This window comes from Candidatus Woesearchaeota archaeon (assembly GCA_020854775.1).
GTDB lineage: Archaea > Nanobdellota > Nanobdellia > Woesearchaeales > 21-14-0-10-32-9 > 21-14-0-10-32-9.
On the sequence record JAHKLZ010000005.1, the window covers coordinates 1 to 24,249 of the forward strand.

Sequence of the window (24,249 nt, forward strand, 5' to 3'; positions counted from 1 at the left end):
CCGATATCATATCCGATATCATATCCGATATCATATCCGATATTTTGAAGGGGTTGAGGTTAAAAAAAAATGCGCAGTCACTTAAAGTCTTTAATATTAAAAATGCTTAATGATAAAGCTATGTCTGGTTCTGAAATAATAACTGAAATAAACAATTTGATGAATTGGAAACCGAGTTGTGGCTCAATATATCCTTTATTAAACTCTTTAGAAACTGATGGTTTAACTATTTCTAATCTTAATCAAGGTAAAAAGATTTATTCTTTAACTGCTAAAGCTAAAAAATTAGTTAAAGAAAAATATGATGAAAAAGAAGAATTAATTGTTGCTATGGAGAAATCTTACAAATTATTAGAATCAATTTATGGGTTTGATACGTCCATGGAACGTGAGATGCTTAAAGATATAAAAAAAGGAAGTATGCCATTTCATGAAATATATGATGAATCAATGTTTTTAAAAGAAGAATTAGCTAGGATTCAAAAAAAGAATTTATTATCTAAGAATATTGTTGAAATAAAAAATATATTAAGAAAGGCAGGTAATGATTTAAAAAAAATAAGGTGAATCATATTGAAAGATAAAAAAATTAAAGATGATGAAATCATAATTGAATTAAAAGATGTTTGGAAAACATATATCATGGGTGAAGTTAAAGTTCATGCTCTTCGTGGTATGAATTTGCAAGTAAAAAAAGGAGAATTCTTGTCAATTATGGGTCCTAGTGGTTCTGGTAAGAGTACCGCGATGAACATGGTTGGTTGTTTGGATACTCCTTCTAAGGGTAAGATTTTTCTTAGTGGTAAAGATATTTCTAAATTGTCCGAATCTGATTTAGCTCAGATAAGAGGTAAAAAGATAGGTTTTATTTTTCAAAAATTTAATCTTATAACTAGTATGACTGCTAAAGAAAATGTGATGTTGCCTTTAATATTTCAGGATGTAAATCCTTTAAAAAGAGAAAGGACTGCTAAAAGATTCTTAGATTTAGTTGGTTTGAAAGATAGAATGAATCATAATCCTAATGAGTTATCAGGAGGTCAACAACAAAGAGTTGCTATTGCTCGTGCATTATCTAATTCTCCTGAAGTTATATTGGCGGATGAACCTACGGGTAATTTAGATAGTAAATCTGGAACAACAGTTATGGATTTTCTTAAAAAGTTGCACAAAGAAGAAAATACAACTATTGTTTTAGTTACGCATGATGAAAAAGTTGCTGCGAAAGCAGATAGGACTGTTTTTTTGAAGGATGGTATGATTGTTAATAATTTAGATGTTGATACGTCTAAATTGATTGAAACTCAATTAGTTGAGGAAAAAAGAAAAAAAGCTAAAATGAAGTAAGAGGTGTAATTATGTTTAATGGAGGAATTTTTATGAAAAAAATAAGTTTGGTATTTGCTTTGTTGTTGTTATTGCCGATGGTTGTTAGTGCTCAGAACGCGCCTATTATTAGGTTGAGTATTTCTAACTATGATCCTATGCCTGTTCAACCAGGTGAATTTGTTGATGTTTGGATAAGTATTCAAAACATTGGTGCGGGTGAAGCTAAAGATTTAAGATTAGAATATTTGGATTCGCCTTTTTTTGAATTAGTTAATCCTGATGAGAAAGTAAGAGAAATTTCTGTTCTTGGTTCTTATAGAGATTACACTTTGAAGTATCGATTTAAAGTTGCTAATAACGTGGTTGAAGGAGTTAATGAATTAAGATTTGAATATTCTCTTGGTGGCGCACCTGGTGTTATTAGTACGTCTAATTTAAGATTGGATGTTAAGTCAACTGATGTTCCTATTAGTATAAGTTCTGTTCGTTTATATCCTGATCCTGTTGAGCCAGGGCAGAAGGCTGAACTAGTTATAGGGGTTACTAATCCTGCGCAGTCATCTAATTTGAGAGATGTTAGTGTGGCTTTGCAATTAGCTGATACTCAAGGTGGTTCCATGTTTAATTTGCCGTTTGCACCTATTGGTTCAACTAATAAGAAATCTATTAATAGAATATTACCTGGTCAAACAACTGAGTTCAGGTTTAGTTTAACTGCGTATCCTGATGCTGATTCTAAAATTTATAAAGTTCCTGTTGTTTTTGCTTATTATGATGATTTGGGAAGAAGATATGATGATATTTCTTTTGTTTCTATAAATGTTAATTCTCAACCTGATTTATACGTGATGATAGAAGGAATAACTGTTGATACTGATTCTAGGTCAGGAGAAGTTATTTTTGATGTTGTGAATCAAGGAGTATCTGATGTTAAGTTATTATCTGTTATTCTTGAAGATTCTGATTCTTTTAAAGTAACTTCTGCTTCTAACATTGAATATCTTGGAAGTGTTGAATCTGATGATTTTAAGTCTGCTAGGTTTAGAATTCTTGTTGATGGTGACGTTGATGAAGTTGCGTTTCCTTTAACTTTAACTTTTAGAGATGCTTTGAATAATGAATTCGTGGAAACTTTTGAAATTATTCATGTACTTAGACATCCTGAGAGTAATGGTAATAGTTCTGGAACTTTAATTGTTGTTTTAGTTATTCTTGGAATGGTTGTTTATTGGTATCATAGAAGGAAGCAAAGAAAAAAGAAATTATTGGATGAGGATGACTAACTTTTTTTAATTTTTTTTTTAGGTTTTTAAGATGATTAAGGATTATTTTAGGATTGCTGTCAAGAATTTGACTAAGAAGAAGATGAGGAGTTGGTTAACTCTCATAGGTATATTTATTGGTATTGCTACTGTTGTTAGTATTATTAGTCTTGGTCAGGGCTTGGAGAAAGCTGTTGTTCAGCAATTTCAAGATCTTGGTGCAGAAAAAATTTCTGTTTCTGCTCTTGGTACTGCTGGTAGTTCTAAAGGTATTACTAATAAGGATTTAGAAGTTATTCGTAGAACTAGGGGTGTTGATGTCGCTGCTGGTCAAATGATTGATTCTATAATTATGTCTTTTGGGGATAAAACTAGGAATTCTTATGTTGCTACTCTTCCTAGGAATACTGTTGAAAGAAACTTTATTATTAGTACTAATAATTATGATGTCGTTGTGGGTCGTATGTTGAAGCCTGATGAGCGTACTAAGATAGTTTTGGGTTCTACATATAAAGATAGACCTATTTTTGATAGATTATTAAGGATTGGTGATGATGTTAATATTAATGGAGAATATTTTGAAATTGTTGGTTTCTTAGAGAGAACAGGTTCTTTTCAGGTTGATAGTGTTGTTTTGATGAATGAGGATGCTGCGAGATTTTTGTTTGATAAACCTGATGTTTTTAGTGTAATTCAAGTTGTGCCTATTAACGTTCAGGATATAGATGTTGTTGCTGAGAACATTAGACATGATTTGAGAAAAAGTAGAAATGTTCGTATTGGTAAAGAAGATTTTAGTGTTGCAACTAGTCAAGATATTCTTGATAGTTTGAATAATATTTTGTCTGTTGTTACTTATTTTTTGATTGGTATTGCTGCTATTAGTATATTGGTTGGTGGTGTGGGTGTTATGAATACTATGTTTACTTCGATTCTTGAAAGAACTAAGGAGATTGGTATTATGAAGGCTATTGGTGCTCGTAACTCTGATATTTTGTTAATGTTTTTATTTGAGTCTGGTTTGCTTGGTTTGGTTGGTGGCTTAATTGGTTTAGGTCTAGGTATGAGTCTTGGTTTGCTTGTTCAAACTCTAGGCAGATTATTATTAGGTACTAGTCTTGTTCAGGCTGTTTTTACTTTAGAATTAATTTTTGGTGCTTTGTTTTTTTCATTTTTAATAGGTGCAATCGCTGGTTTATTACCTGCTTATAGGGCTTCGATTATGAAGCCTGTTGATGCTTTGAGGCAATAATGATGATAGGAGATTATTTTAGGATAGCTTTAGGAAGTATTAAGAAAAGAAAGATGAGGAGTTGGTTAACTCTTATTGGTATATTTATTGGTATTGCCGCAGTGGTTAGTCTTATTAGTATTGGTCAGGGGTTGCAAGCTGTTATTGAAGATGAGTTTAAAGCGTTAGGTACTGATAAAATTGTTGTTCGAGCAGCAGGTAGTTCTTTTGGTATGACTCAATCTTCTAATCCTTTAACTAAGGATGATGTTGATGTTTTGAAGAATGTTCAAGGAGTTAATGTTGTTGGTTATTCTACTTATCGCGCGGGTTTGGTTGAGTGGGGTAAAGATGATTTTCAGGTTGCTTTCGTTGTTAGTGTTCCTTCTGGTGAGCAAGGAGTTATAATGAAGGAATTAATGGGTTTGAATAAAATTATAGTTGGTAGGGAGCTTAGGGATAATGAGAGAAGAACAGCGTTTATTAGTTATAATTATGGTTTTTCTTCTAGGTATGATACTTTGATTACTCCGGGTAGAAAGATCACTGTTAATGGTGTTGAGTTTCAGGTTGTTGGAATAAAGCAGAGTGAGGGTAATGAAGCTGATGATAATATTATTTATTTGAATGAGCATGATTTTGATGATTTATTTGATCATGGTGATGAGGTTAGTATGATTGTTGTTCAGGTTCTTCCTGGCAGGATTCCTGCTGATGTTCTTGTAAATGTTGAAGAGGCTCTTAGGCGTCATCGTGATGTGAAATTTGGTCAGGAAGATTTTGAGGCTGAAACTTTTGAGAATATATTAGATTCTTTTCTTGTTATTTTTAATGTTGTTCAAGCTATAATTATTGGTATTGCGAGTATTAGTTTATTTGTTGGTGGTGTAGGTATTATGAATACTATGTATACTGCTGTTCTTGAAAGAACTAAGGAGATTGGTATTATGAAGGCTATTGGTGCTCGTAACTCTGATATTCAGAACATGTTTTTGATTGAGTCTGGTTTACTTGGTTTGGTTGGTGGCTTAATTGGTGTTTTGTTTGGTTTTGGTATTAGCAAATTAATTGAATTTATTGCTGCTGATGCTCTTGGAACTGATTTGTTAAAGCCTTTATTTCCTGTTTGGTTAATTGTTGGTTCTTTGTTTTTTGCGTTTGTTCTTGGTAGTGTTTCTGGTTGGTTCCCTGCGAAACAAGCCGCGAAGATGAATCCTGTGGATGCATTGTCTACGGAGTAGATAATGCTACGCGCGTTAGTAAGTTTGTATTGGCTAAGGAGTAGATAAATCTAAGCTTGTGAGTATGTTTGGTTGATAACTGAGTAAATTCTTTTTTTTGGGCTTAATAAATCATTTTTGAGCTTTTTTTGGCTTTTTTTTGGGTTTTAAATTCAAAAAATTTATAAATAATACTTTTTAGTTTCTGTTCCATGGTGGTTAAGAAAGATTACTCTTCTGTGTTTAGAGCTTATGATTTAAGGGGGGTTTATCCTAAGGAAGTTGATAATAATTTTGCTTATCTACTTGGTAAGTCTTTTGCTACTTATGCTAAGGTTAAAGAGGTCGCTGTTGGTTATGATGGTAGGAAGAGTTCTCCTAAGTTATTTGAAAATTTAAAGAAGGGTCTTGTTGAGTGTGGTGTTGATGTTGTCGATATTGGTTTGGTTAGTACGCCTATGAGTTATTTTGCTGTTATTAAGGGTAAGTTTGATGCTGGAATAATGATTACTGCTAGTCATAATCCTAAGGATTGGAATGGTTTTAAATTAATGCTTAAGAAAGCTGAGCCTTTGTTCTCTGAGAATGGTTCTTTGGATTTGTTGAAAATTATTGAGTCTGAGGAATTTATGTCTTCTAAGAAGAAGGGTAAATCTAAGAAGAAGAGTTTCGTTAAGGATTACGAGGTTTTTATTAGTTCTTTGTTAAAGAAGTTTAAAACTAAGAAGAGCATCAAATTAGTTATTGATCAGAGTAATGGTTCGGGTATTAACGAAGTTAATACTTTGAAGAAGTTATTTCCTTCTTCTAAGATTATTAATGGTAAGGTTTCGGCTTCTCCTAGTCATGAGCCTAATCCTTTATCTCCTGATGCTCGTAAGCAATTAGTTGCTGAGGTTAAGAAGCAGAAGGCGGATCTTGGTTTAATTTTTGATGGTGACGCGGATAGGGTATGTTTTGTTACGCATAAGGGTCATTTTGTTAGGCCTGATTTGATTCTTTCTTTGTTATCTAAAGAGATAAAGAAAGGTCCTGTTGTTTATGATACTAGGTCTTCTCAAGCTGTTGCTGATACTTGTAAGGCTAGGGGTATTCGTGCTATTATGTCTAAAGCGGGTAGAACTTTTATTTATAGGGTGATGAAGGATGAGGGCGCGGAGATTGGCGCAGAGAATTCAGGTCATTATTTTTTTAAGGAATCTGATTATTTAGATAATGCAGGTGTTTGTGCAATTAAAGTTTTGAATATCTTGCTTTCTTGTGATGAGTCCTTATGTGATTTAGTTAAGGAATTTGAGAAGTATCATCATTCGGGTGAAATAAATTACAAGGTTAAGAATACTAGTAAGGCTTTTTTGTTAGTTGAGCAGTCTTTTTCTGATCCTGTTAAGTCTTTGTTTATTGATGGATTATCTGTTTATTATGATGATTTTTGGTTTAATCTTCGTAAAAGTAATACTGAGAACATTGTGCGTCTTAACGCGGAGTCAACTTCTAAAGAAGTTTTAGATAAGCATCTTCAAAGAATTAATAATATTATGAGTCTTGTTAAGTAAAATCTTTGATTTTTTTTAAGGAGTTTTACATCTGGTTATTTCTGCTAGGGCTTTTATGCTTCTTGAGCCTTCGTATACTTCTTTGTTTATTTGTATTTCTGGTACGTAGTTTGTTTTTGTTTGTGTACATCTTTGTTGTTCTTTTGTGCATTCTACGTACACAGAGGTTACTGCTTCATATCCTCCTAGGCTTTGTACAAGGCTTCTGCACGCAGGACACCACTCTGATCCGTATATTACTACGCCGTTATCTGCTAGGCAATCGTTAAATTCTTTTAATCCGTATTCTTCATTATTATTTTCTTTGTTTGATTCTTTTTCGTTATTGTTTAATTCAGTATTATTACTATTATTTTCATAATTATTATTGTTGTAAGTATTATTTGTGCAAGCGCTTAATATTAACAAGCTTATTATTGTTAGGATTATCATTGTTTTTTTCATTTTAGTTCCTCTTTGGCTTTTAGTGCCGCGATGCATCCTTGTGCCGCCGCGATTATTATTTGTTCTTTTCCTTTGTTGTTTACGTCTCCTGCTGCGAATATTTTGTTGCTTGATGTTTTCATATCATCAGTCACTATTATTTTTCCTTCTTTGTTTTTTTCTACGTTTGTTATTTCTGAATTCGGGATTAGGCCTATTTCTATTGATATTCCTTGAACTTCTAAATTTTTTGTTTCATTATTTGTTTCGTATTTTAGTCCTTTTACGTATTCATCTCCGTAAATCTCTAAAGTTTTTGCTCCAGTTATTACTTCTATGTTCTCTGTTTTCTTTACTTGTTCTATTAATAGTTCTTCTCCGCTTAATTCGTTTTGTATCTCTATTATGTATACTTTTTTTGCTATTTTACTTAAGTACATCGCTGATTTTGTTCCTGCGTAACTTCCTCCTATTACTGCTACTTCTTGGTCTTGAAATAATGATCCATCACATACTGCGCAGTAAGTTATTCCTTTGTTCGCAAATTCTTGTTCTCCTTTTATTCCTAATTTTTTTCTTTTGCTTCCTGTCGCGATTATCGCGATTTTTGATTTTAGGATTTGTCCGTTTTCTAGTTCTGTTATTACTTCGTTGTTTTCTTGTTTCACTGTTTTTACTGTTTCATCTTCTATTATTTCTACGTCGTATGATTTTAAATGTTCTTCTAACGCTTTAGTTAATTCGAGGCCTGTTATTGTTTTAAATCCAGGATAGTTCTCTATTTTATCTGTTTTTGTTAAGTATCCTCCTAGCTCTTCAGTTACTAAGGTTATGGTCATTTTTGCTCTCGCTGCGTATATCGCAGCTGTTATGGCTGCTGGTCCTCCTCCTATTATTGTTAAGTCTTTCATTTTAGTTGTTTTTCAATCTTTTTTTTATCAAAACCTGAAAAAGCTTTATCTCTTATTTCTATTATAGGTATTCTTTTTTGGCCTGCTTTCTTGAATGCTTTTTCTGTTGCTTCTTTATTTTCAAAAGTATCTATTTCTTCGTATTCAATATTATTTTCTTTAAAATATTTTTTGGCTTTCTCACATTCTAAGCATATAGGTGTTGTGTATATTTTTACTTTCGTCATGTTATCAATCCTCTTTTTTTAAAATCCTATTAAGTAATTATATGATAATGCTAATAGTACTAGTGATCCGAATAAATAAATCCATGTTATCCATTTTGATTCTGTAAAATACATTTCTCTTGTTGCTACTACTACTCCGAATATTATTAGTTCTATGAGCATATAAAAGAACAAGTATAATCCTACGTATGAAACGTAGCCCATGGTGCTTAGTCCTTCCGCGGCTAGTACTCCTGCGTATATCATAGGTAATCCAAACGAACAAGGTAATTCTACCAGGGTTACTATGAACGCGAAGAGTACTATTCCTGATGCGAGTAATATAGTTTTTTCGTTGGAGCTAAAAGCGTTTTTTAGTTTATTTATTGATTTTGATAAATATTTATTAGATGAGTATTCGCACGCGGGTCCGTATCTGTAAAAATCTATGAATTTTTTAAAAAAGAACGCTCCTCCTCCGAGTGCTGCTATTCCTATTATTATGTTTATTCCGCCTATGTATGTTGCTAATGCGTGAAATACTGCGGTCCATGCAAAGATTAGTAAGCCATATACTAATACTGTTGTTATTATGAATAGTCCTCCGAATAAAATTAAATCTCTTCTTCTCTTAAAAGATGCTAAAACTAGAGTTAATATTAGTATGAGTGCGCCTATTGAGCAAACGTTTAATCCGTCTACTGTTCCTATAATTACTGCTAACACAGGGATTGACCATTCGCTTATGTTAACTTCTCCGAAGAAAGGCACAGTTATTATGCCTTCTCCTCGTACTTGGTAAATTTGATTTTGTACATTTTCTCCTTTAAGCGCTCTTATTATTAATTCTTTATCTCCTTCGTAGAAGTTCTGGAAATAATTATTTCCTATGAATGTTGTTGGTACTATTAAATTATAATCTTCAATTTCTCTTTCTTTCATCATTTCGTGGAACTTGTTTTGATTTTCAGGACTCATTATAGAATAACTTATAATGTTTACTTCAGGATAGTTTAGTTTTATTTCTTCTTCTAAGAATTGTTTTTGTCTCGCGCAATCTGGGCATCCTCTTTGTTCAAAGAAATGTATTTCGTTTTCAATTAGTTCAGTTTCAGCGTATGCTTGTCCTAATAGTATCGTTAAAAACAATAACGTGATTAAAAATAATTGTGTTTTTTTCATTTCACTAATTCCTCCCTTAGTTCTTTTTTCAAAATTATTTTGTTTGTTTTTCCTTCTTTTTTTATGTCGATTATGTTTTTTTCTTGTAATTTTTTTAATATTCTGTGTGTTTTTATTTTATCGTATTTTTTTGATAATTCTGCTTGTTCCATTTTTCCTTTGTTCTTGATGATTAGGTCTAAGAATTTGTTTTCGTCTTTGTCTAAGATTGAGCTAAGAACTTCCATGTTCTTAGTTATTACTTTTTCTTTTTTTTCTATTTTTAGAGAAAATAAATAATAAAGTAAAGAACTCACAAATAATATTGCTAATACTATAAATAACCATATAAAATTGTGTGAGACTACTTTTGGGCATCCGCATCCTCTTACTTGGAATCTGTCAGCTAATAAGAGGCTTAAGCTAATAATTAATGTTAAAAATGATGCTCCTCCTATTATAAGTATGAAATCTCTTACCCTCATGATTCTGTGTGAATTAATAACTATATATAAATATTTCGTAACGTTTCATAATTATGAAACTGTTTTTTTTATGGTTTCATAAATGTGAAACTTTCTTTCTTTATTGTCTATTAATGAGTTTTATTTTTTTATTTCTTTGTAGTGATTGATTGTTTGTAAAGTTTTGGTTATAGTTGAGTTTTTGTGTTAAAAACAACAAAATACTTAAATAATAGTTGTTATCATTTCTCTGTGTTAAAGGGTGGTTTTTGTTGAGTAAGAATGTTGGATTAAGCAGTTTGTTATTTGTTGGTTGCTTGATTTTATTCTTTTTTTTGTTTTTGTCTTTTGTTTCTGCTGATCTTACTTGTGGTGTTTTTAGGTCTGATTTTTGTAGTGATTCACTTCTTGATTATGTTAGAATTTTTAATTGTGATGATTTGCAAAATGTTAGTTATGATTTATCTGGTAATTATGTTTTAATGAATAATATTGATTGTTATGACACTGTTAATTGGGTCGGTGGTGGTTTTGAGCCTATTGGCACTTCTTTGGAAGCATTCACTGGTGTTTTTGATGGTCAGGGTTTTAATGTTTCAGGATTGTTTATTAATAGGCCTTCTAGTTCTGAGCAAGGGTTGTTTGGTTTCGTTGATGGCGGTATTATTAGAAATGTTGGTTTAATTAATGTTAATATTACAGGAGATGATAATGTTGGTGGCTTAGTTGGTTGGAATGATGGTTCTGTTTCTAAGTCCTTCGTTATTGGTTCCGTTATTGGTAGTAGTGATGTTGGTGGCTTAGTTGGTCAAAATGAAGATTCTATTTTTGATTCTTATTCTAGAGCGAGTATTAGTTCTACTACTAATGTTGGTGGCTTAGTAGGTCATAATAATGGAGGTCAAATATCTAGGTCTTATTCTTCAGGATTGGTTAGCGGTTCTACTAATACAGGAGGCTTAGTTGGTTCTAATTCAGGTTCTGTTTCTAATTCTTTTTATGATAATCAGACTTCTGGTCAGAGCGATACTGGTAAAGGCAGTCCTAGAATCACTGCTGATATGAGGAATTTTGATACTTTTGATGGTGCTAATTGGGATATTGCTTTAATTGGTAATTATGATGGTGATTCTTGGATTATTAGTAATGGTTTAGATTATCCTAGGCTTGGTTATGAATTATTAGTTGCTAGTTCTGTTTCTGATTATGTTTTGTTTAAGCTTAGGAATTATACTGGTGGTTTTGATAATTCTCATGCTCAGATGAGGAGTTTTTCTCCGCATTATTCTTATGGTGTTTGTTGTTCTTCTCCTAATCAAGTTTTTTCTTATGATTGTAGTTTGTCTAACGCTGTTGAATTTCTTAGAATGAATAATGAATCTAATTCTCATGTTCAGGTTCCTGTTGATTTTCAAGGTTTAGTTTCTTATTGGAAATTTAATGATGATTTTACTGACTTCGTTGGTGGTTTTCATGCTACTAATAATGGTGCGTCTTGGACTTCTGATAGGAGGGGTAATTCTAATAGTGCTTTGTCTTTTAATGGTGTTGGAAATTATTTAGGTACTGATTTGGATTTGTCTGATATCTCTAAGGGTTTGTCTGTTTCTGCGTGGATTCAAATTAGTACTATTGATGGTAGTAGGAGAAGAATTATTTCTCAGGGTACGGGTGCTCAATTTATTAGGACTGAAGAAAATAGTAATCGGATTTATCCTTATTTGAGGGATAGTAATGATAATATTATTGCTAGTGCTATAATGTCTACGTCTGTTCTTGTTGATGAATGGGTTCATGTTGTTTTGACTATTGATGAGGATTATTCTGGTTTTGTGAGACTTTATATTAATGGGTCTTTGAATAGGGAAACTAGTAATATTCTTAATTCTAGTTTGATTACTTCTGGTGGTTTAAGAATTGGTGGTGATTCTACTTTTTTTCATGGCTTAGTTGATGAAGTTATTATTTTTGATAGGGCTTTGAATGCTACTGAGGTTAGTCAGTTGTATAGTGATGGCTTGGTGGGTCATTGGCGTTTTAATGGTGATTTCTTGGATTATTCTGGTAGTGGTGTTCATGGTACTAATTCTGGTGCTTCTTGGGTTAATAATAGGTTCGGTGCTGAGAATAGTGCTTTGTTTCTTGATGGTTCTAGTTATGTTTATCTTGCGGGTAGTTCTGCTAGTTATAGTTCTTTTTCTGCTTGGATAAAGTCTAGTAGTTCTGCTGAGCAAGTTATTGCGGCGGGTGTTTTTGATAATTTTTGTGTTTTGATGCAGAATGGTAGAATTGTTAAGAGTTCTTCTGGTGGGGGGGAGTCTTTACAAACGGTTAATACTTTTAATGATGATACTTGGAGGCATTTGGTTGTTGTTAAGACTGGTTTGAGTTATCCTGATAGTTATAAGATTTTTGTGGATGGTGTTGAGCAAGAATTACAATCTAGCAGTAATGCTCGCGCGGCTGGTCGTTTAATTATTGGTGCTCGTTTTTATAGTTCTACTTATAGTATTTTTTTTAATGGTTTGATTGATGATGTTCGTATGTTTAATCGTGCGTTGTCTGAGTTTGAGATTGGTTCTTTGTTTGTTGATGATTTGCGTAAGTATGATTATTCTGTTTGTGTTGCAGGTAATGGTGATGGTGAATGCTTTGGTTCGTATGGTGCTTGTTCTGAGAATTATACTTGCATAGGGAGTGTTGCTTCTAGTGAGGGTTGGGATTTTACTAATGCTCATTTTGGTAGTTGTGATTATTATGATTTGAATATTTGTTGTTCTGTTTCTAGTCCTCCTGGTGTGCCTGAGCTTATTTATCCGGTTAATAATGATTCTTTGTTTGTTGATAGGAGTCCTGGTTTTGAGTGGTCTGATGTTGATACTGCTGTTGAGTATCAGATTGTTTTAGCGGAGGATCCTGATTTTATTTCTTTGGTTTTTGATGAAACTGTTATTGATAGTAATTATTCTTATTCTGGTATTTTGGATTTTGGTTCTTATTATTGGAGGGTTCGTGCTTTTAATGGGGTTTTATTTGGTGTTTGGAGTGAGGTTTTTAATTTTACTCTTGTTACTAATGTGATGATTGATTTGGCTACTGCGTCTGTTGATTTTGGTGGTTTGTCTGTTAATGAATCTGCGAATACATCTAGTAATACGCCTCCTCCTTTTAGGTTTTTGAATATTGGTAATATCGAGGCGGATTTGGTTAATGTGTCTGTTGATGAGTCTTTATGGGATTCTGTTGAGGCAGGTCTTGGTACGGATTATTGGTTGATTCGTGCTAGGTCTAGTGGTTCGTTTAATTATGAGGCATCAATTATTGATTGGGTTAATGTTTCGTCTGTTATTGATTATTTAATTAAAGGATTGAATTTTACGGGTAATAACGAAGTCTTGGTTGATGTTGCTGTTAGAGTTCCTGTTTCTGAGGGTCCTGGTGATAAATCTTCTAATATGAGTTTTTTTTGGGGTGTTGCTAGTTGAGATTTATTAGTTTGTTTGTGTTGTTGTTAATGTTACCTTTTGTTTCAGGTTTAGGAGTGGCTCCTGGTTCTATAGAATTAGAAGAGGGTGTTGATTCTTTTATTTTTAAAGTTTTTAATAATGAGGGTCTTGATTTGGATATTTTTTTTGAAGTTCAGGGTGATGACTTCATTGAATTGGACGTTAATAATTTTTCTTTTACTAGGGATGTTAGGGATAAGATTTTTAGGGCTAGGGTTATAAATGATGATTATGATTTTTCTCAGAGGGCTAACATAGTTATTTATGAATCTAGGGGTGGTGGTTCTCAGATTAATGTTAATCTTGGTTTGTTTTTGCCTGTTGCTTTGCTTGTTTATGAAGAAAATGCTTTGTTGGATGTTTCTTTAAATGTTCCTTTAAGGAGTGCTTTTGCTAAGGGTCCTTATGTTATTTCTTTAAGGAACTTAGGGTTGAATGATGCTTCTGGTTTTGTTAGGTTAGTTGTTGATGATAGAGAAGTTTCTAAGTCTTTCTTTGTTGAGGGTAGGGGTCGTGATTATTTAGTTCTTGGTTTTGATGATGTTTTTAGTAAGGGTTCTTATGATGTTAATGTTTTTATTGAGTATGATGATTCTTTGAATTTATCTTCTGTTGTTTATTCAGGTAGTCCTTTTGTTAATGTTTCTAAGTTGAAGGTTCTTGATTTTGCTAATAATATTTTGTCTTTGGAGTTGTTTATGAACAGTGATTGGCCTAGTTCTTTGAGTGATTTAAGTGTTGTTGCTAAAGCTTCTGGTTCTGAGTTTGAATCTAGGTCTTTTTCTTTAGATGGTTTTGGTTCCGTTGTTATTCCTTTGTTCGTTGAGGTATTAGAAGAGGAATTTGTTCTTTTTGTTAGTGTTAATAATCAGGAATTTCAAGAATATAATATTATTATAAGAGATGGTGTTGTTTTTGTTAATGGTGAGTCTTTTATTCTTAGAAGTAGTAATCCTTTTAATTTAGTTTTAGTTATTGTTATTTCTGTTTTTGTTTTTTTATTCTTGCTTCTAGAAATTGGTTTATTGAAAAAGAATAATAAAAAGTATAAAAAATAAAGAAACGCGTTATTTTTTTGTTTCTATGTGTAATTCGTTTAGTTGTTCTTTTGTTACTGTTGAAGGCGCGTTTACTACTGGGTCTTTCGCGGAGCTATCTTTTGGGAACGCGATTACGTCTCTAATTGTGTCTTTTCCCATTATCACCATTAATAACCTGTCTAGTCCTGGTGCGATTCCTCCATGTGGTGGTACGCCGTATTTGAATGCTTCTAGTATGTGTTTGAATTCTTTTTTTTGTTCTTCTGTGAATCCTATTAAGTCAAAGATTTTTGCTTGCATCTCTGAATTGTGTATTCTTATGCTTCCTCCGCCTACTTCGAATCCGTTTAGTACTAAGTCGTGTTGGTATGATTTAACATTTTGTGGTTCTGTGTCTAGTAAGTGTTCGTCTTCTTTTTTTGGTGCCGTAAACATGTGGTGGCTTGGTGCTAGATTTTTTCCTGCTCCGTGGAAGTAGTCTTCTTCTGTTTGTTTTGTGAACAATGGGAAATCTATTACCCAGCAGAAGCCCATTTCGTTTTTGTCTTCTTTGTTTTTTCTTATGTCTGGGCTGTCTGTTCCGTATTCTTTCATTACGTCTTCATATTTTAATCTTGGGAAGGGTATTTGTGTTATTTTTTTGTCTGGGAAAACAGTTTCTATGAGTTTTATCATCATGTCTTCTACTATTTTTAAGACATCGTCTTGTGTTACGAAGCTCATTTCCATGTCTATTTGGTAGAATTCGCCTGGGCATCTGTTGGCGCGTGCTGCTTCGTCTCTGAAACATGGCGCGATTTGGAAGTACTTGTCGAATCCTGCTACCATTAGTAATTGTTTATATTGTTGTGGTGCTTGTGGTAACGCGTAGAATTTTCCTTTGTGTATTCTTGATGGTACTAAGTAGTCTCTTGCTCCTTCTGGTGTGGATTTTGTTAGTATTGGTGTGTTTATTTCTAGGAATCCTTGTTTATCTAAGTATTCTCGGACGAACATCACTGCTTCGTGTCGTTTGATTATGTTTTTTGCCATTTTTGGCATTCTTAAATCTAGGTATCTGTATTTTAGTCTTGTTTCGTCTCCTGATTCTGTGTTTTCATCTAATTCTAGGGGTAATGGGTCTGCGTGTGTTAGGATTGTTATTTTTTCTGCCGATAGTTCTATTTCGCCTGTGCTTAGTTCTTTTTTTATTTGATTTTCAGGTCTTAGTACTACTTCTCCTGTTACTTGTATGACGCTTTCTCTTCTTATTTCGCCTATTTCTTGTGTTATTTTAGGATTGACAAATATTTGGGTTGTTCCGTATCTATCTCTTAGTAATATGAAGCTTAATTTTCCTTGGATTCTGTGGGTTTGTACCCATCCTGATAGTGTTGTTTTTTGTCCTGCGTGTTCTTTTCTTAATTCTCCGCATGTGTGTGTTCTTAGCAATTTATTTCCCTCCTCGTTTAGGGAACATTGTTGCTTATATAAAAATATTTGCTTAAATCTTAGAAATTTTTTTTTAGTAAAGTATTGCTATTACTTTTCTGTCTATTTGGTTACATCTTATTCTGCCAGGATCTGATGCTGGATTATTATCTCCTTTTAATACGAAGTAAATTCCTTGTTCATCTTCATCTATGTGTATTACTCTGTGTATTATTATTCCGCTGGCGTAATTTGATCTATATGAAACTATATCTCCTAGTTGTATGTCTTCTGGACAATTTGGTATTATTTGTAGTGCGTTTGAGTCTTTGTTTATTATTGGTAGCATGCTTTTTGTGTCTTCGAATCCTGCCCATACTATGTTTTCTGCTTCTAGTACTACTCGGTCTGGGTATACTCTTATTTGGTGTGTGTTAAAGAAATTTGAGGGGCTTGGTTTGTTTCTTTCGTCTGCTGTTTGTTTTGGTATTTCTGTATTTAAATGTGCTATATCATTAATTAATTCGCTGTTTTTTATTATTGGATATGTTTCTGCTACGCTTGGTGTTATGCTACTTATTAATAGTAGGGTTGTGGCTATGCCTAATAGAAACATTACTATTGGTTGTGTGATTGCTTTTTTGAGTAATTTTTTTTTGTTCATTTTTCCAAACCCTAAAAAAACATTTATTACTACTTAGTAGTGTTTATCAATATATAAATGTTTCTATGTGTTTTTACTTATTAGTAATTACACTAATTGTTTTGGGGTTTTTTAGTTTCTCTTATGTTCTCACCAAAAAAAAACGCAAAAATGTTTCTACTACAAAATTACTATATTATTTTAAATACTGTTTGCATATAACAAGAATATGGAAAAAGATTCTGCACTATACGAAATATTTGATGGAAATACTGCTGCTGCAAAAATAGCATATCAATTCAGCGAAGTAGCAGCAATTTATCCTATAACTCCTTCTTCACCAATGGGTGAACTAATAGATTTATGGTCTTCCCAAAACAAAAAAAATCTTTTTGGAAAACCAGTTAAAGTTGCAGAGATGCAATCAGAAGCTGGAGCGGCAGGCGCCATCCATGGTTCATTAAGCGCGGGCGCGTTAACAACTACGTTCACAGCGTCTCAAGGATTACTATTAATGATGCCTAACATGTTCAAAATAGCAGGAGAACTCTTACCAGCAGTGTTTCACGTCGCGGCTCGTTCCCTAGCATATCAATCTTTATCTATTTTTGGTGATCATTCAGACGTAATGGCTGTTCGTGGAACAGGATTTGCGTTAATGGCCGCATCAAACATTCAAGAAGTTCAAGATTTAGCAGTCATCTCTCACTTATCTACTCTAGAAGCCAGTATTCCTTTTTTGAATTTTTTTGATGGATTTAGAACGTCTCACGAAATTCAAAAAATAAGAACTATTAATACTGAAACTCTTAAAGAAATGCTTCGTGAAGAACACGTTTTACGATTTAAAAAAAATGCTTTAAATCCTGATTCACCATACGCTAAAGTAGGCGCTGAGAATCCTGATGTTTATTTTCAAGGAAGAGAATCTTCTAATAAGCATTATGAGGTTCTTCCTAGCATTGTTAAAAAATACATGGTTGAATTCAAAGAGAAAACAAGCAGATCTTATTCCTTGGTTGAGTATCAAGGTCATCCTGAAGCCGAGAAATTAATAGTTGCGATGGGTTCTGCTACTGACACGATTAAAGAAACTGTTGATTATCTTAACAATAAAGGTGAACGAGTTGGTTTAATTAAAATAATCATGTATAGACCTTTTCCTTCTGAGGAATTACTTAATTTAATTCCTGAATCTGTTAAAAAAATAGCTGTTCTTGATAGAACTAAAGAATCAGGGTCTGTTGGTGAACCATTATACTTAGATGTTATTGCAACTCTTAAAGATAAAAATTTAAAGATTATTGGTGGTCGTTACGGCTTGTCATCTAAAGAGTTTACGCCTTCCATGGTGAAAGCTGTTTTTGATTTTCTTGATGAAGAGTGCAAGCATGATTTCACTGTGGGTATTAATGATGATTTAACTCATAAATCTTTGAAGGTGAAAGAACAAATTTTTACTGAGCCTGATTCAACTTTTAAGTGTAAATTTTGGGGTTATGGTTCTGATGGCACAGTTAGTGCTAATAAGAATTCTATAAAGATTATTGGTGAAGCTACTGATTTGAATGTTCAAGCTTATTTTTCTTATGATTCTAAAAAAAGTGGTGGAGTCACCGTTTCGCATCTCCGTTTTGGTAAAGAAAAAATTAGGTCTCAATATTTATTAACTGAAGCTGATTTTATTGCGCTTCACAAACCTTCTTATATTGGCAGATACGATATTTTAGAAGGAATACGCGATAATGGAACCTTTTTGATTAATTCTTCTTTGAAGCCTGAAGAAGTTTTTGAGAGTTTAACTAAGGACATGCAAGAAACTATTATTAGTAAGAACATAAAGGTTTATGTTGTTGATGCGTCTGATATTGCTTACAAAGTAGGTCTTAGAAATAAGATTAACACAGTTATGCAGACTGCTTTTTTTAAGGTTACTAGTATTATTCCTGTTGATGAAGCTATTAAATTAATGAAGAAACACGTGGAGGACCAGTTTAAATCTAAGGGTAAAGAAATAGTTGATATGAATTTTCAGTGTATTGATGAAACTCTTAATCACGTACACGAAGTTCCTATTGTTAAAACTGATAAATCCGCGTCTATGTTAAAGCTCATTCCTGATGGCGCTTCTAATTTTGAAAAAGGCATAGTTGAGCCCGTTATGCGTCAAAAAGGAGATTCTATTCCTGTTTCTTTAATGACTAATACAGGCGCGGTTCCTACTGGCACTACTAAGATTGAGAAGAGAGGTGTTGCTTTAGAGATTCCTAGGTGGTTGCCTGAAAATTGTATTCAGTGTGGTCAATGTTCTTTTGTTTGTCCTCATGCAGCTATAAGGATGAAGCAGATTCATCCTGATTCTTTAAAGAATGCTCCTAGTTCTTTTGAGGTTATTAAGTCTAATACTAAAAATAATAATGATCTTGATTTTAAGGTTCAGGTTTATCCTGAGGATTGTATTGGTTGTCGTGTCTGTGTTGATGCTTGTCCTGTTAAGAATAAGGCTTTAGAAATGATTCCTATTGAGGAAGACAGAAAAAAAGAAAATGTTAATCTTGATTTCTTTGAGTCTTTGCCTTATATTAGTGAAGGTACTGATTCTGCTACTATTAAAGGTTCTCAGTTCTTAAGGCCTTATTTTGAGTTTTCTGGTGCTTGTGGTGGTTGTGGTGAAACTCCTTATGTTAAATTAGTAACTCAGTTGTTTGGTGATAGGATGATTATTGCTAATGCTACGGGTTGTTCTTCTATTTTTGGTGGTACTTTTCCCACTATTCCTTATTGTAAAGATGATGATGGTAGAGGTCCTGCGTGGGCTAATTCTTTGTTTGAGGATAACGCGGAATATGGTTATGGTATGCGTTTAGCTGTTGATGAGAATCGTGAATCTTTAAGACTTTTGATTGAGCAATTACTTAATTCGGGAACTACTGCTGAATTAAAGGATCAGTTTTCTAAGCTTTTAGGGTTGTGGCATGAAACTAATAATGAAGCTAAACAAGTTAGGGATAAAATTCTTGAATTAATGCCTGATGCTTTATCTAAGGTTTATGGTGAAAGCGAACCTATTCTTAAAAAGATTGATGAGTTAAAAACTTATTTGCTTGATAAGAGTGTTTGGATATTCGGAGGGGATGGTTGGGCTTATGATATTGGTTTTGGTGGATTAGATCATGTTTTGGCTCAGGGTAAAAATGTTAATGTTTTAGTTTTGGATACCGAGGTTTATTCTAATACTGGTGGTCAGGCTTCTAAAGCTACTCCTAGGGGTGCTACGGCTAAATTCGCTATGGCTGGTAAGTCTTTGCCGAAGAAGAATCTTGGTTTGATGCTTACTTCTTATGGTTATATTTATGTGGCTTCTGTTAATCTTGGTGCTAATAAGGCTCAGGTTCTTAAGGCTTTGAAGGAAGCTGAGGCTTATGATGGCCCTAGTATCGTTATTGCGTATGCTCCTTGTATTGCTCATGGTTATAATATGTTTGATCGTGAGATTCATGCTAAGAACGCTGTTAGTAGCGGTTATTGGCCTTTGTACAGGTTTAATCCTGGTAATGAGGGTGACGAGTTTTCGTGGGATGCTCCTCCTAAGTCTTTAGATTTTAATGAATTCTTGATGTCTGAAAACAGGTATAGGTCTTTGTTAAGTAGTCATCCTTTGAATGCTCAGAAATTATTTGATCAGGCTGAGAAGGATAATGTTTTAAGATTTGAGCGTTATAAAGCTTTAAAAAAATTTGACGGAGGGCAATAAATATGGTTAAGGTTAGTGTTGATTCTGATAAGTGTATTGGTTGTGGCGCTTGCGTGGATGCTTGTCCTTCTGGCGTGTTCGAAATGAATAATGGAAAAGCAGTTGTTAAAAATGAAAATGCTTGTATTTCTTGTAAGTCTTGCGTTGATACTTGTCCTGCGGGTGCTATTTCTGTTAAAGATTAATAATTTTGTTTTTTTTTATTTATTTTTTTGTTTCATAAAACTTATAAATAGACTTGTTTTTCCTCTAATTAATTAATTATAGGTCAATACTATTGTTTAATTTTGAGGTATTGGAGGAAAAAATGATGAAGCAACCTGAATCTAAATTTATTAAAGTTAGATGTATTAAATGTAAGAATGAACAAGTTATTTTTGGAAAATCTTCTTCTAAAGTTTCTTGTTTAGTTTGTGGTAAAGAACTTGGTTCGCCTACTGGTGGTAAAACTAAGGTTAAAGCAAGAGTTCTTGAAGTTTTGGAATAATTAGGAGTTCGTAAATAATGTTATTTAAGAAGACAGGGTTTCCTGAGGAAGGTGATTTAGTTTTTGCTACTGTGACGAGTGTTCAGTATAATTCTGTTTTTGTTAAGATTGAAGATTATAATCGTCAAGGTCTTATTCATATTTCTGAGGTTAGTCCTGGTAGGATTAGGAACATCAGGGATTATGTTAAAGAAGGTAAAATGGTTGTTTGTAAGGTTATTAAGATTGATGAATCTAAAGGTCATATTGATTTGTCTCTTCGTCGTGTTACTGAGATGCAGAAGCGTTCTAAGAATGATGAGCGTAAGCAAGAGCAGAAAGCTGAGAATATTATTGAATTGTTGGCGTCTACGCTTAAGGAATCTGTTGATAAGGTTTACAAAGAAATTAGTGATGTTTTACTTCCTAAGTATGAAATGTTACAATATGCTTTTGAGGATGTGATTGAGAATGGTATTTCTCTTAAAAGTGTTGGTGTTCCTGATAAGTATGCTGATAAATTAGAGGTTTTGGTTAAAGAGAAGATTAAACCTAAAAAAGTTACTATTTCTGGTACTTTGATGATTAAGAGTTATGAAGAGGAAGGTGCTGAATTTGTTAAGAATGCTTTGGTTAAAGCTCAGGGTGTTACTGATGAGCTTCTTATTAAGTGTTTGGGCGCTGGTAATTATTCTTTGGAGCTTCATGATAAGGATTATAAGGGCGCGGAAGCTAAGTTAAAATTGGTTCTTGATTCTATTCATGACTCTATTAAAAGTAGTAAGTTGACCTCTTTTAGTTTTAAGAAGAAAGAGAAAGATTAATGATGCATATCCTTAAATGTGTTGTTTGTGGAAATTATTGTTTAGATAATGTTTGTAGTTGTGGGGCTAAGACTGAGCGGGTTGTTCCTCCTCGTTTTAGTCCTGATGATAAATATGCTAAGTATAGGAGGCAAGCTAAGCTTGAGTTAGAAAATGAAAAAGCAAATGGTTAATGATTGGGAAATAACTGTTGTGAAGAAGGTTGCTTTGTCTAATCCTGTTCTTATTGAGGGTTTGCCTGGTATTGGTAATGTTGGTAAGATCGTTGTTGATTATTTGGTTGAGGAATTAGATGCGGATAAAATAATGGTTTTTTTTAGTTATGATTTGCCTAATTCTGTTTTTGTTAATGAGGATAATTTGGTTGAGTTGCCTAAGATTGAGATGTATCATAAGAAGATTAATGGTAAGGATTTTTTGTTTTTAGCTGGTGATGTTCAGCCTTCTTCTGAGCGTGCTAGTTATGTTTTTTCTGAGTTAGTTCTTAATATTGTTGAGAAGCATGGTTGTAAAGAAATTATTACTCTTGGTGGTATTGGTTTGTCTGAGCCTCCTGAGAAGCCCGCTGTTTTTTGTGCAGGTAACAATGAGGTTTTTGTTAAGAAATTTTTGAGTAAGGGGGCTAAGAACAATGTTTATGGTTTAGTTGGACCTATTATTGGTTTGTCTGGTTTACTTGTTGGTATGAGTGCTAAGCGTAATATTAAATCTACTGCTTTGTTAGCTGAGACTTTTGGTCATCCTATGTACTTAGGTTTAAAAGGTGCTAGGTCTTCTATTAAGGTGCTTAATAAAGTATATGATTTTAAGGTTAGTCTTACTAGTTTGAATAGGGAAATTAGGCTCGTGGAGAAGGAAGAATTAGAATATGAAGAAGGTTCTACTTCTGCTTCTTTGCAGAAGATTAAGAAGCTTAAGGAAATTAATTATATTGGTTGATTCTTTTTTTTTTAGGAAATTTAATAAATTAGTTTGTTTCTTTATTTTTATTATGACTCTTTATTTTTCTAAGAATGGTAAGAAAGTATTTGTTACTAGTAATGTGGTTTTTAGAAGAAGTGTTTTTAGTAAGGGTTTTGGTTTAATGTTTCATTCTAAGATTATTGATGAGGCTCATCTTTTTTATTTTTGTAGTCCTAGAAGGGTTGCTTTGACTATGTTGTTTGTTTTTTTTCCTATTGATGTTGTTTTTTTAAAGAACAATGTTGTTGTTGAGTTAAAAAAGAATTTTAGGCCTTTTAGTAATTATATTTCTAGAGAAAAAGCTGATTTGGTCATTGAGTTGCCTTTGAATTTTATTGATGATAAAAAAATAATTGTTGGTTCTAAGTTAGTTTTAGATTAATTTTTTTTTTAAGAATAATCTCTCCATGTATGGTTGCATTTTGTGCATTTGTAGAATTTGGTTTCTGGTTCGTCTCCTGCTCTTGTTTGTATCATCCAGAAGTATGCTTTTTTGTTTCCGCATTTTTCGCATTCCATGTCTATTTCTGGTAGTGTTTCTTTGTTTGCGTCTATTATTTCTATTTCTGTTTCTTTTGATTTTACTTCTTCTTTTACTTCTACGTTTCCTGTTTTTAGGATGTATCCGCAACTACATCCTATGAAGGTTTTGTTTTTCTCTTTTTTTTGCGTTAGAATTGATCCGCACTTCGGGCAAAACATCATTGTTCATTGAAATTTCTGTGTATTTAAAAACCTTTTTGTTTAGAATCTTTTTATTCTAAACCATCTGAATCTTGTTTGTTTTGTTAGAAAATATATTCCTGTGCCTAGTAGCATTATTGCTAGTGTTATTTTTAGAAAGTGTAATATGTATGGTATTAGTAGTATTATTGCTATTAGTATTGCTATTATTCCTATTGCTTTGTGTATTATGTTGCTTTTGTCACGTTCTATTTTGAATGTTTGTATTTTGCTCATCATTTTTTTGTTCTCCTTTTTTTTAGTCGAATTTTGTGTATATTATTGGTTCTTTTAATACTATTACTGAGTGTTCTGCTTGGCTTACTAATCCTTTATTTTTGTCAACTAGTGGAGGGTGTTCTCTTAGCATTCCTTGTTGTTTCATTTCTCTTAATGCGAATAGCGTTGTTGGTTTTCCAAATATTTTGTATAGATTAGTGGAGCAGAATGGTAGTCCTTTATATTTTTTTATTTCATTTAGTACTTTTCTTGAGTCAGGTCTTCTTAGTGGTTTTTCGTTTATTAGTGTGAATATTGTTGCATTTCCTGATTCGTATACTACTCCTGCGCCGTTTGTTGCGAATGGTTCTATCGCTATGATCATGCCTTCTTCTAGTACTGAGTCATTTTCTATTTTGATGTTTGGTATTGATGGTTTTGCGTGTATTTCGTATCTTTCTAAGCCGTGTCCTGATAAATTTATTATTGATGAGAATCCTTTCTTTGTTATTACTTCTTGTATCTTTGCGCCTATTTCGCTTATTTTTATGCCTGGTTTTATTATTTTTAGTGCTTCGTTTAGTGCTTCTCTGCTTGCATCTACTAATTCTTTGTTGTTTCCTAAATCGTAGGTTATTGCGTTATCTGCTATGTATCCGTCTATGCTTACGCCTACGTCTAATTTGGCTAAGTCTCCTTCTTGAAATATGTATTCTTCGTCTGGGTAGAAATGTGCGGCTACGCTATTTAGTGATATTTGTGGTGGAAATGCAGGGAATCCTCCTTCTTTTATTATGTATTCTTCTATTTTTTGTAGAGCTGTAAGCATGTCTTTTCCTGGTTTTATTAGTTCTTTTCCTAGTTTTAGTGCTTGGTTAGCTATTCTTCCTGCTTCTTTGTATTTTTTTATTATTTCTTCATTCATTATGTTTTTAGAA

Annotated in this window: 25 protein-coding genes; 15 read left to right on the plus strand and 10 right to left on the minus strand. The window is 33.0% G+C overall.

Going from position 1 to position 24,249, the window contains the following annotated elements; all coding sequences use genetic code 11:
* Positions 1 to 69 precede the first annotated feature (69 nt).
* The 6 genes from KO361_00505 (at position 70) to KO361_00530 (ending at position 6,598) form a co-directional block, all read left to right on the plus strand.
* On the plus strand, positions 70 to 567 hold the full coding sequence (locus tag KO361_00505; protein MCC7574059.1) for a PadR family transcriptional regulator: 498 nt from the start codon (positions 70 to 72) through the stop codon (positions 565 to 567).
* A 39-nt stretch (positions 568 to 606) separates the two neighbouring features.
* Positions 607 to 1,347, plus strand: coding sequence for an ABC transporter ATP-binding protein (locus tag KO361_00510; protein ID MCC7574060.1), 741 nt, complete (start codon positions 607 to 609; stop codon positions 1,345 to 1,347).
* 32 nt (positions 1,348 to 1,379) lie between these two features.
* Positions 1,380 to 2,612 (plus strand): hypothetical protein, encoded by a 1,233-nt coding sequence (locus KO361_00515; protein ID MCC7574061.1) that lies wholly within the window; start codon positions 1,380 to 1,382, stop codon positions 2,610 to 2,612.
* Positions 2,613 to 2,643: 31 nt separating this feature from the next.
* Positions 2,644 to 3,843 (plus strand): ABC transporter permease, encoded by a 1,200-nt coding sequence (locus tag KO361_00520; protein MCC7574062.1) that lies wholly within the window; start codon positions 2,644 to 2,646, stop codon positions 3,841 to 3,843.
* Positions 3,843 to 5,063, plus strand: a complete 1,221-nt coding sequence (locus tag KO361_00525; protein ID MCC7574063.1) for an ABC transporter permease — start codon at positions 3,843 to 3,845, stop codon at positions 5,061 to 5,063. Before KO361_00520 ends, KO361_00525 begins: the two co-directional genes overlap by 1 nt.
* Positions 5,064 to 5,254: 191 nt before the next feature.
* On the plus strand, positions 5,255 to 6,598 hold the full coding sequence (locus KO361_00530; protein MCC7574064.1) for a phosphomannomutase/phosphoglucomutase: 1,344 nt from the start codon (positions 5,255 to 5,257) through the stop codon (positions 6,596 to 6,598).
* 15 nt (positions 6,599 to 6,613) lie between these two features.
* On the opposite strand, the gene KO361_00535 is transcribed toward KO361_00530, so the two are convergent.
* From KO361_00535 to KO361_00555, 5 genes are read right to left on the minus strand one after another with little or no spacing between them, the layout of a single operon-like run.
* A complete protein-coding gene (locus KO361_00535) occupies positions 6,614 to 7,042 on the minus strand; it encodes a hypothetical protein (protein MCC7574065.1) in 429 nt (142 codons plus the stop codon).
* A complete protein-coding gene (locus KO361_00540) occupies positions 7,039 to 7,932 on the minus strand; it encodes an FAD-dependent oxidoreductase (GenBank protein MCC7574066.1) in 894 nt (297 codons plus the stop codon). Before KO361_00540 ends, KO361_00535 begins: the two co-directional genes overlap by 4 nt.
* The gene (locus KO361_00545; protein MCC7574067.1) at positions 7,929 to 8,159 is read right to left on the minus strand and encodes an NrdH-redoxin; all 231 of its coding nucleotides are present in this window, start codon (positions 8,157 to 8,159) and stop codon (positions 7,929 to 7,931) included. The genes KO361_00540 and KO361_00545 overlap by 4 nt, the downstream gene beginning before the upstream one ends.
* Before the next feature lie 18 nt (positions 8,160 to 8,177).
* The gene (locus KO361_00550) at positions 8,178 to 9,320 is read right to left on the minus strand and encodes a hypothetical protein (protein ID MCC7574068.1); all 1,143 of its coding nucleotides are present in this window, start codon (positions 9,318 to 9,320) and stop codon (positions 8,178 to 8,180) included.
* Positions 9,317 to 9,784 (minus strand): hypothetical protein, encoded by a 468-nt coding sequence (locus tag KO361_00555; GenBank protein MCC7574069.1) that lies wholly within the window; start codon positions 9,782 to 9,784, stop codon positions 9,317 to 9,319. Before KO361_00555 ends, KO361_00550 begins: the two co-directional genes overlap by 4 nt.
* A 251-nt stretch (positions 9,785 to 10,035) precedes the next feature.
* Here KO361_00555 and KO361_00560 point away from each other — a divergent pair, with 251 nt between their 5' ends.
* Both KO361_00560 and KO361_00565 read left to right on the plus strand, forming a co-directional pair.
* A complete protein-coding gene (locus KO361_00560; protein MCC7574070.1) occupies positions 10,036 to 13,248 on the plus strand; it encodes a LamG domain-containing protein in 3,213 nt (1,070 codons plus the stop codon).
* A complete protein-coding gene (locus tag KO361_00565) occupies positions 13,245 to 14,327 on the plus strand; it encodes a hypothetical protein (protein ID MCC7574071.1) in 1,083 nt (360 codons plus the stop codon). Before KO361_00560 ends, KO361_00565 begins: the two co-directional genes overlap by 4 nt.
* A gap of 9 nt (positions 14,328 to 14,336) precedes the next feature.
* Here the strand turns inward: KO361_00565 and aspS are convergent, their stop codons facing one another.
* The gene (gene aspS / locus KO361_00570) at positions 14,337 to 15,740 is read right to left on the minus strand and encodes an aspartate--tRNA ligase (protein ID MCC7574072.1); all 1,404 of its coding nucleotides are present in this window, start codon (positions 15,738 to 15,740) and stop codon (positions 14,337 to 14,339) included.
* A 73-nt stretch (positions 15,741 to 15,813) separates the two neighbouring features.
* Complete coding sequence (locus KO361_00575) at positions 15,814 to 16,383, minus strand: hypothetical protein (GenBank protein ID MCC7574073.1); 570 nt, start codon at positions 16,381 to 16,383, stop codon at positions 15,814 to 15,816.
* A 208-nt stretch (positions 16,384 to 16,591) separates the two neighbouring features.
* Here KO361_00575 and nifJ point away from each other — a divergent pair, with 208 nt between their 5' ends.
* The 7 genes from nifJ to KO361_00610 all read left to right on the plus strand — a co-directional run bounded on the left by nifJ (position 16,592) and on the right by KO361_00610 (position 22,751).
* Positions 16,592 to 20,116 carry a pyruvate:ferredoxin (flavodoxin) oxidoreductase gene (nifJ, locus tag KO361_00580; GenBank protein ID MCC7574074.1) on the plus strand — a complete coding sequence of 1,175 codons (3,525 nt, stop codon included), beginning with the start codon at positions 16,592 to 16,594 and terminating at the stop codon, positions 20,114 to 20,116.
* A 2-nt stretch (positions 20,117 to 20,118) separates the two neighbouring features.
* On the plus strand, positions 20,119 to 20,301 hold the full coding sequence (locus KO361_00585) for a 4Fe-4S binding protein (GenBank protein MCC7574075.1): 183 nt from the start codon (positions 20,119 to 20,121) through the stop codon (positions 20,299 to 20,301).
* A 125-nt stretch (positions 20,302 to 20,426) separates the two neighbouring features.
* Positions 20,427 to 20,603 carry a 30S ribosomal protein S27e gene (locus KO361_00590; GenBank protein MCC7574076.1) on the plus strand — a complete coding sequence of 59 codons (177 nt, stop codon included), beginning with the start codon at positions 20,427 to 20,429 and terminating at the stop codon, positions 20,601 to 20,603.
* Positions 20,604 to 20,620: 17 nt separating this feature from the next.
* On the plus strand, positions 20,621 to 21,406 hold the full coding sequence (locus KO361_00595; protein MCC7574077.1) for a S1 RNA-binding domain-containing protein: 786 nt from the start codon (positions 20,621 to 20,623) through the stop codon (positions 21,404 to 21,406).
* A 2-nt stretch (positions 21,407 to 21,408) separates the two neighbouring features.
* A complete protein-coding gene (locus KO361_00600) occupies positions 21,409 to 21,579 on the plus strand; it encodes an RNA-protein complex protein Nop10 (protein ID MCC7574078.1) in 171 nt (56 codons plus the stop codon).
* The gene (locus KO361_00605) at positions 21,560 to 22,345 is read left to right on the plus strand and encodes a PAC2 family protein (protein ID MCC7574079.1); all 786 of its coding nucleotides are present in this window, start codon (positions 21,560 to 21,562) and stop codon (positions 22,343 to 22,345) included. The genes KO361_00600 and KO361_00605 overlap by 20 nt, the downstream gene beginning before the upstream one ends.
* Before the next feature lie 52 nt (positions 22,346 to 22,397).
* Positions 22,398 to 22,751 (plus strand): DUF192 domain-containing protein, encoded by a 354-nt coding sequence (locus KO361_00610; protein ID MCC7574080.1) that lies wholly within the window; start codon positions 22,398 to 22,400, stop codon positions 22,749 to 22,751.
* Positions 22,752 to 22,759: 8 nt separating this feature from the next.
* On the opposite strand, the gene KO361_00615 is transcribed toward KO361_00610, so the two are convergent.
* The 3 genes from KO361_00615 to map are packed head-to-tail and all read right to left on the minus strand — an operon-like array spanning position 22,760 to position 24,236.
* A complete protein-coding gene (locus KO361_00615; GenBank protein MCC7574081.1) occupies positions 22,760 to 23,074 on the minus strand; it encodes a transcription factor S in 315 nt (104 codons plus the stop codon).
* Between the two features lie 39 nt (positions 23,075 to 23,113).
* Positions 23,114 to 23,332, minus strand: coding sequence for a hypothetical protein (locus KO361_00620; GenBank protein ID MCC7574082.1), 219 nt, complete (start codon positions 23,330 to 23,332; stop codon positions 23,114 to 23,116).
* Positions 23,333 to 23,351: 19 nt separating this feature from the next.
* Positions 23,352 to 24,236: a type II methionyl aminopeptidase gene (gene map / locus KO361_00625; GenBank protein MCC7574083.1), complete on the minus strand. Its 885-nt coding sequence runs from the start codon at positions 24,234 to 24,236 to the stop codon at positions 23,352 to 23,354.
* Positions 24,237 to 24,249: the final 13 nt, after the last annotated feature.

Bases quoted from the DNA above. Each gene is read 5' to 3' on its own strand.
- KO361_00505 (MCC7574059.1), top strand. From the start codon at position 70: ATGCGCAGTCACTTAAAGTCTTTAATATTAAAAATGCTTAATGATAAA.
- KO361_00515 (MCC7574061.1), top strand. From the start codon at position 1,380: ATGAAAAAAATAAGTTTGGTATTTGCTTTGTTGTTGTTATTGCCGATG.
- KO361_00520 (MCC7574062.1), top strand. From the start codon at position 2,644: ATGATTAAGGATTATTTTAGGATTGCTGTCAAGAATTTGACTAAGAAG.
- KO361_00525 (MCC7574063.1), top strand. From the start codon at position 3,843: ATGATGATAGGAGATTATTTTAGGATAGCTTTAGGAAGTATTAAGAAA.
- KO361_00530 (MCC7574064.1), top strand. From the start codon at position 5,255: ATGGTGGTTAAGAAAGATTACTCTTCTGTGTTTAGAGCTTATGATTTA.
- KO361_00535 (MCC7574065.1), bottom strand. From the start codon at position 7,042: ATGAAAAAAACAATGATAATCCTAACAATAATAAGCTTGTTAATATTA.
- KO361_00540 (MCC7574066.1), bottom strand. From the start codon at position 7,932: ATGAAAGACTTAACAATAATAGGAGGAGGACCAGCAGCCATAACAGCT.
- KO361_00545 (MCC7574067.1), bottom strand. From the start codon at position 8,159: ATGACGAAAGTAAAAATATACACAACACCTATATGCTTAGAATGTGAG.
- KO361_00550 (MCC7574068.1), bottom strand. From the start codon at position 9,320: ATGAAAAAAACACAATTATTTTTAATCACGTTATTGTTTTTAACGATA.
- KO361_00555 (MCC7574069.1), bottom strand. From the start codon at position 9,784: ATGAGGGTAAGAGATTTCATACTTATAATAGGAGGAGCATCATTTTTA.
- KO361_00575 (MCC7574073.1), bottom strand. From the start codon at position 16,383: ATGAACAAAAAAAAATTACTCAAAAAAGCAATCACACAACCAATAGTA.
- nifJ (MCC7574074.1), top strand. From the start codon at position 16,592: ATGGAAAAAGATTCTGCACTATACGAAATATTTGATGGAAATACTGCT.
- KO361_00585 (MCC7574075.1), top strand. From the start codon at position 20,119: ATGGTTAAGGTTAGTGTTGATTCTGATAAGTGTATTGGTTGTGGCGCT.
- KO361_00590 (MCC7574076.1), top strand. From the start codon at position 20,427: ATGAAGCAACCTGAATCTAAATTTATTAAAGTTAGATGTATTAAATGT.
- KO361_00595 (MCC7574077.1), top strand. From the start codon at position 20,621: ATGTTATTTAAGAAGACAGGGTTTCCTGAGGAAGGTGATTTAGTTTTT.
- KO361_00600 (MCC7574078.1), top strand. From the start codon at position 21,409: ATGCATATCCTTAAATGTGTTGTTTGTGGAAATTATTGTTTAGATAAT.
- KO361_00605 (MCC7574079.1), top strand. From the start codon at position 21,560: ATGAAAAAGCAAATGGTTAATGATTGGGAAATAACTGTTGTGAAGAAG.
- KO361_00610 (MCC7574080.1), top strand. From the start codon at position 22,398: ATGACTCTTTATTTTTCTAAGAATGGTAAGAAAGTATTTGTTACTAGT.
- KO361_00615 (MCC7574081.1), bottom strand. From the start codon at position 23,074: ATGATGTTTTGCCCGAAGTGCGGATCAATTCTAACGCAAAAAAAAGAG.
- KO361_00620 (MCC7574082.1), bottom strand. From the start codon at position 23,332: ATGATGAGCAAAATACAAACATTCAAAATAGAACGTGACAAAAGCAAC.
- map (MCC7574083.1), bottom strand. From the start codon at position 24,236: ATGAATGAAGAAATAATAAAAAAATACAAAGAAGCAGGAAGAATAGCT.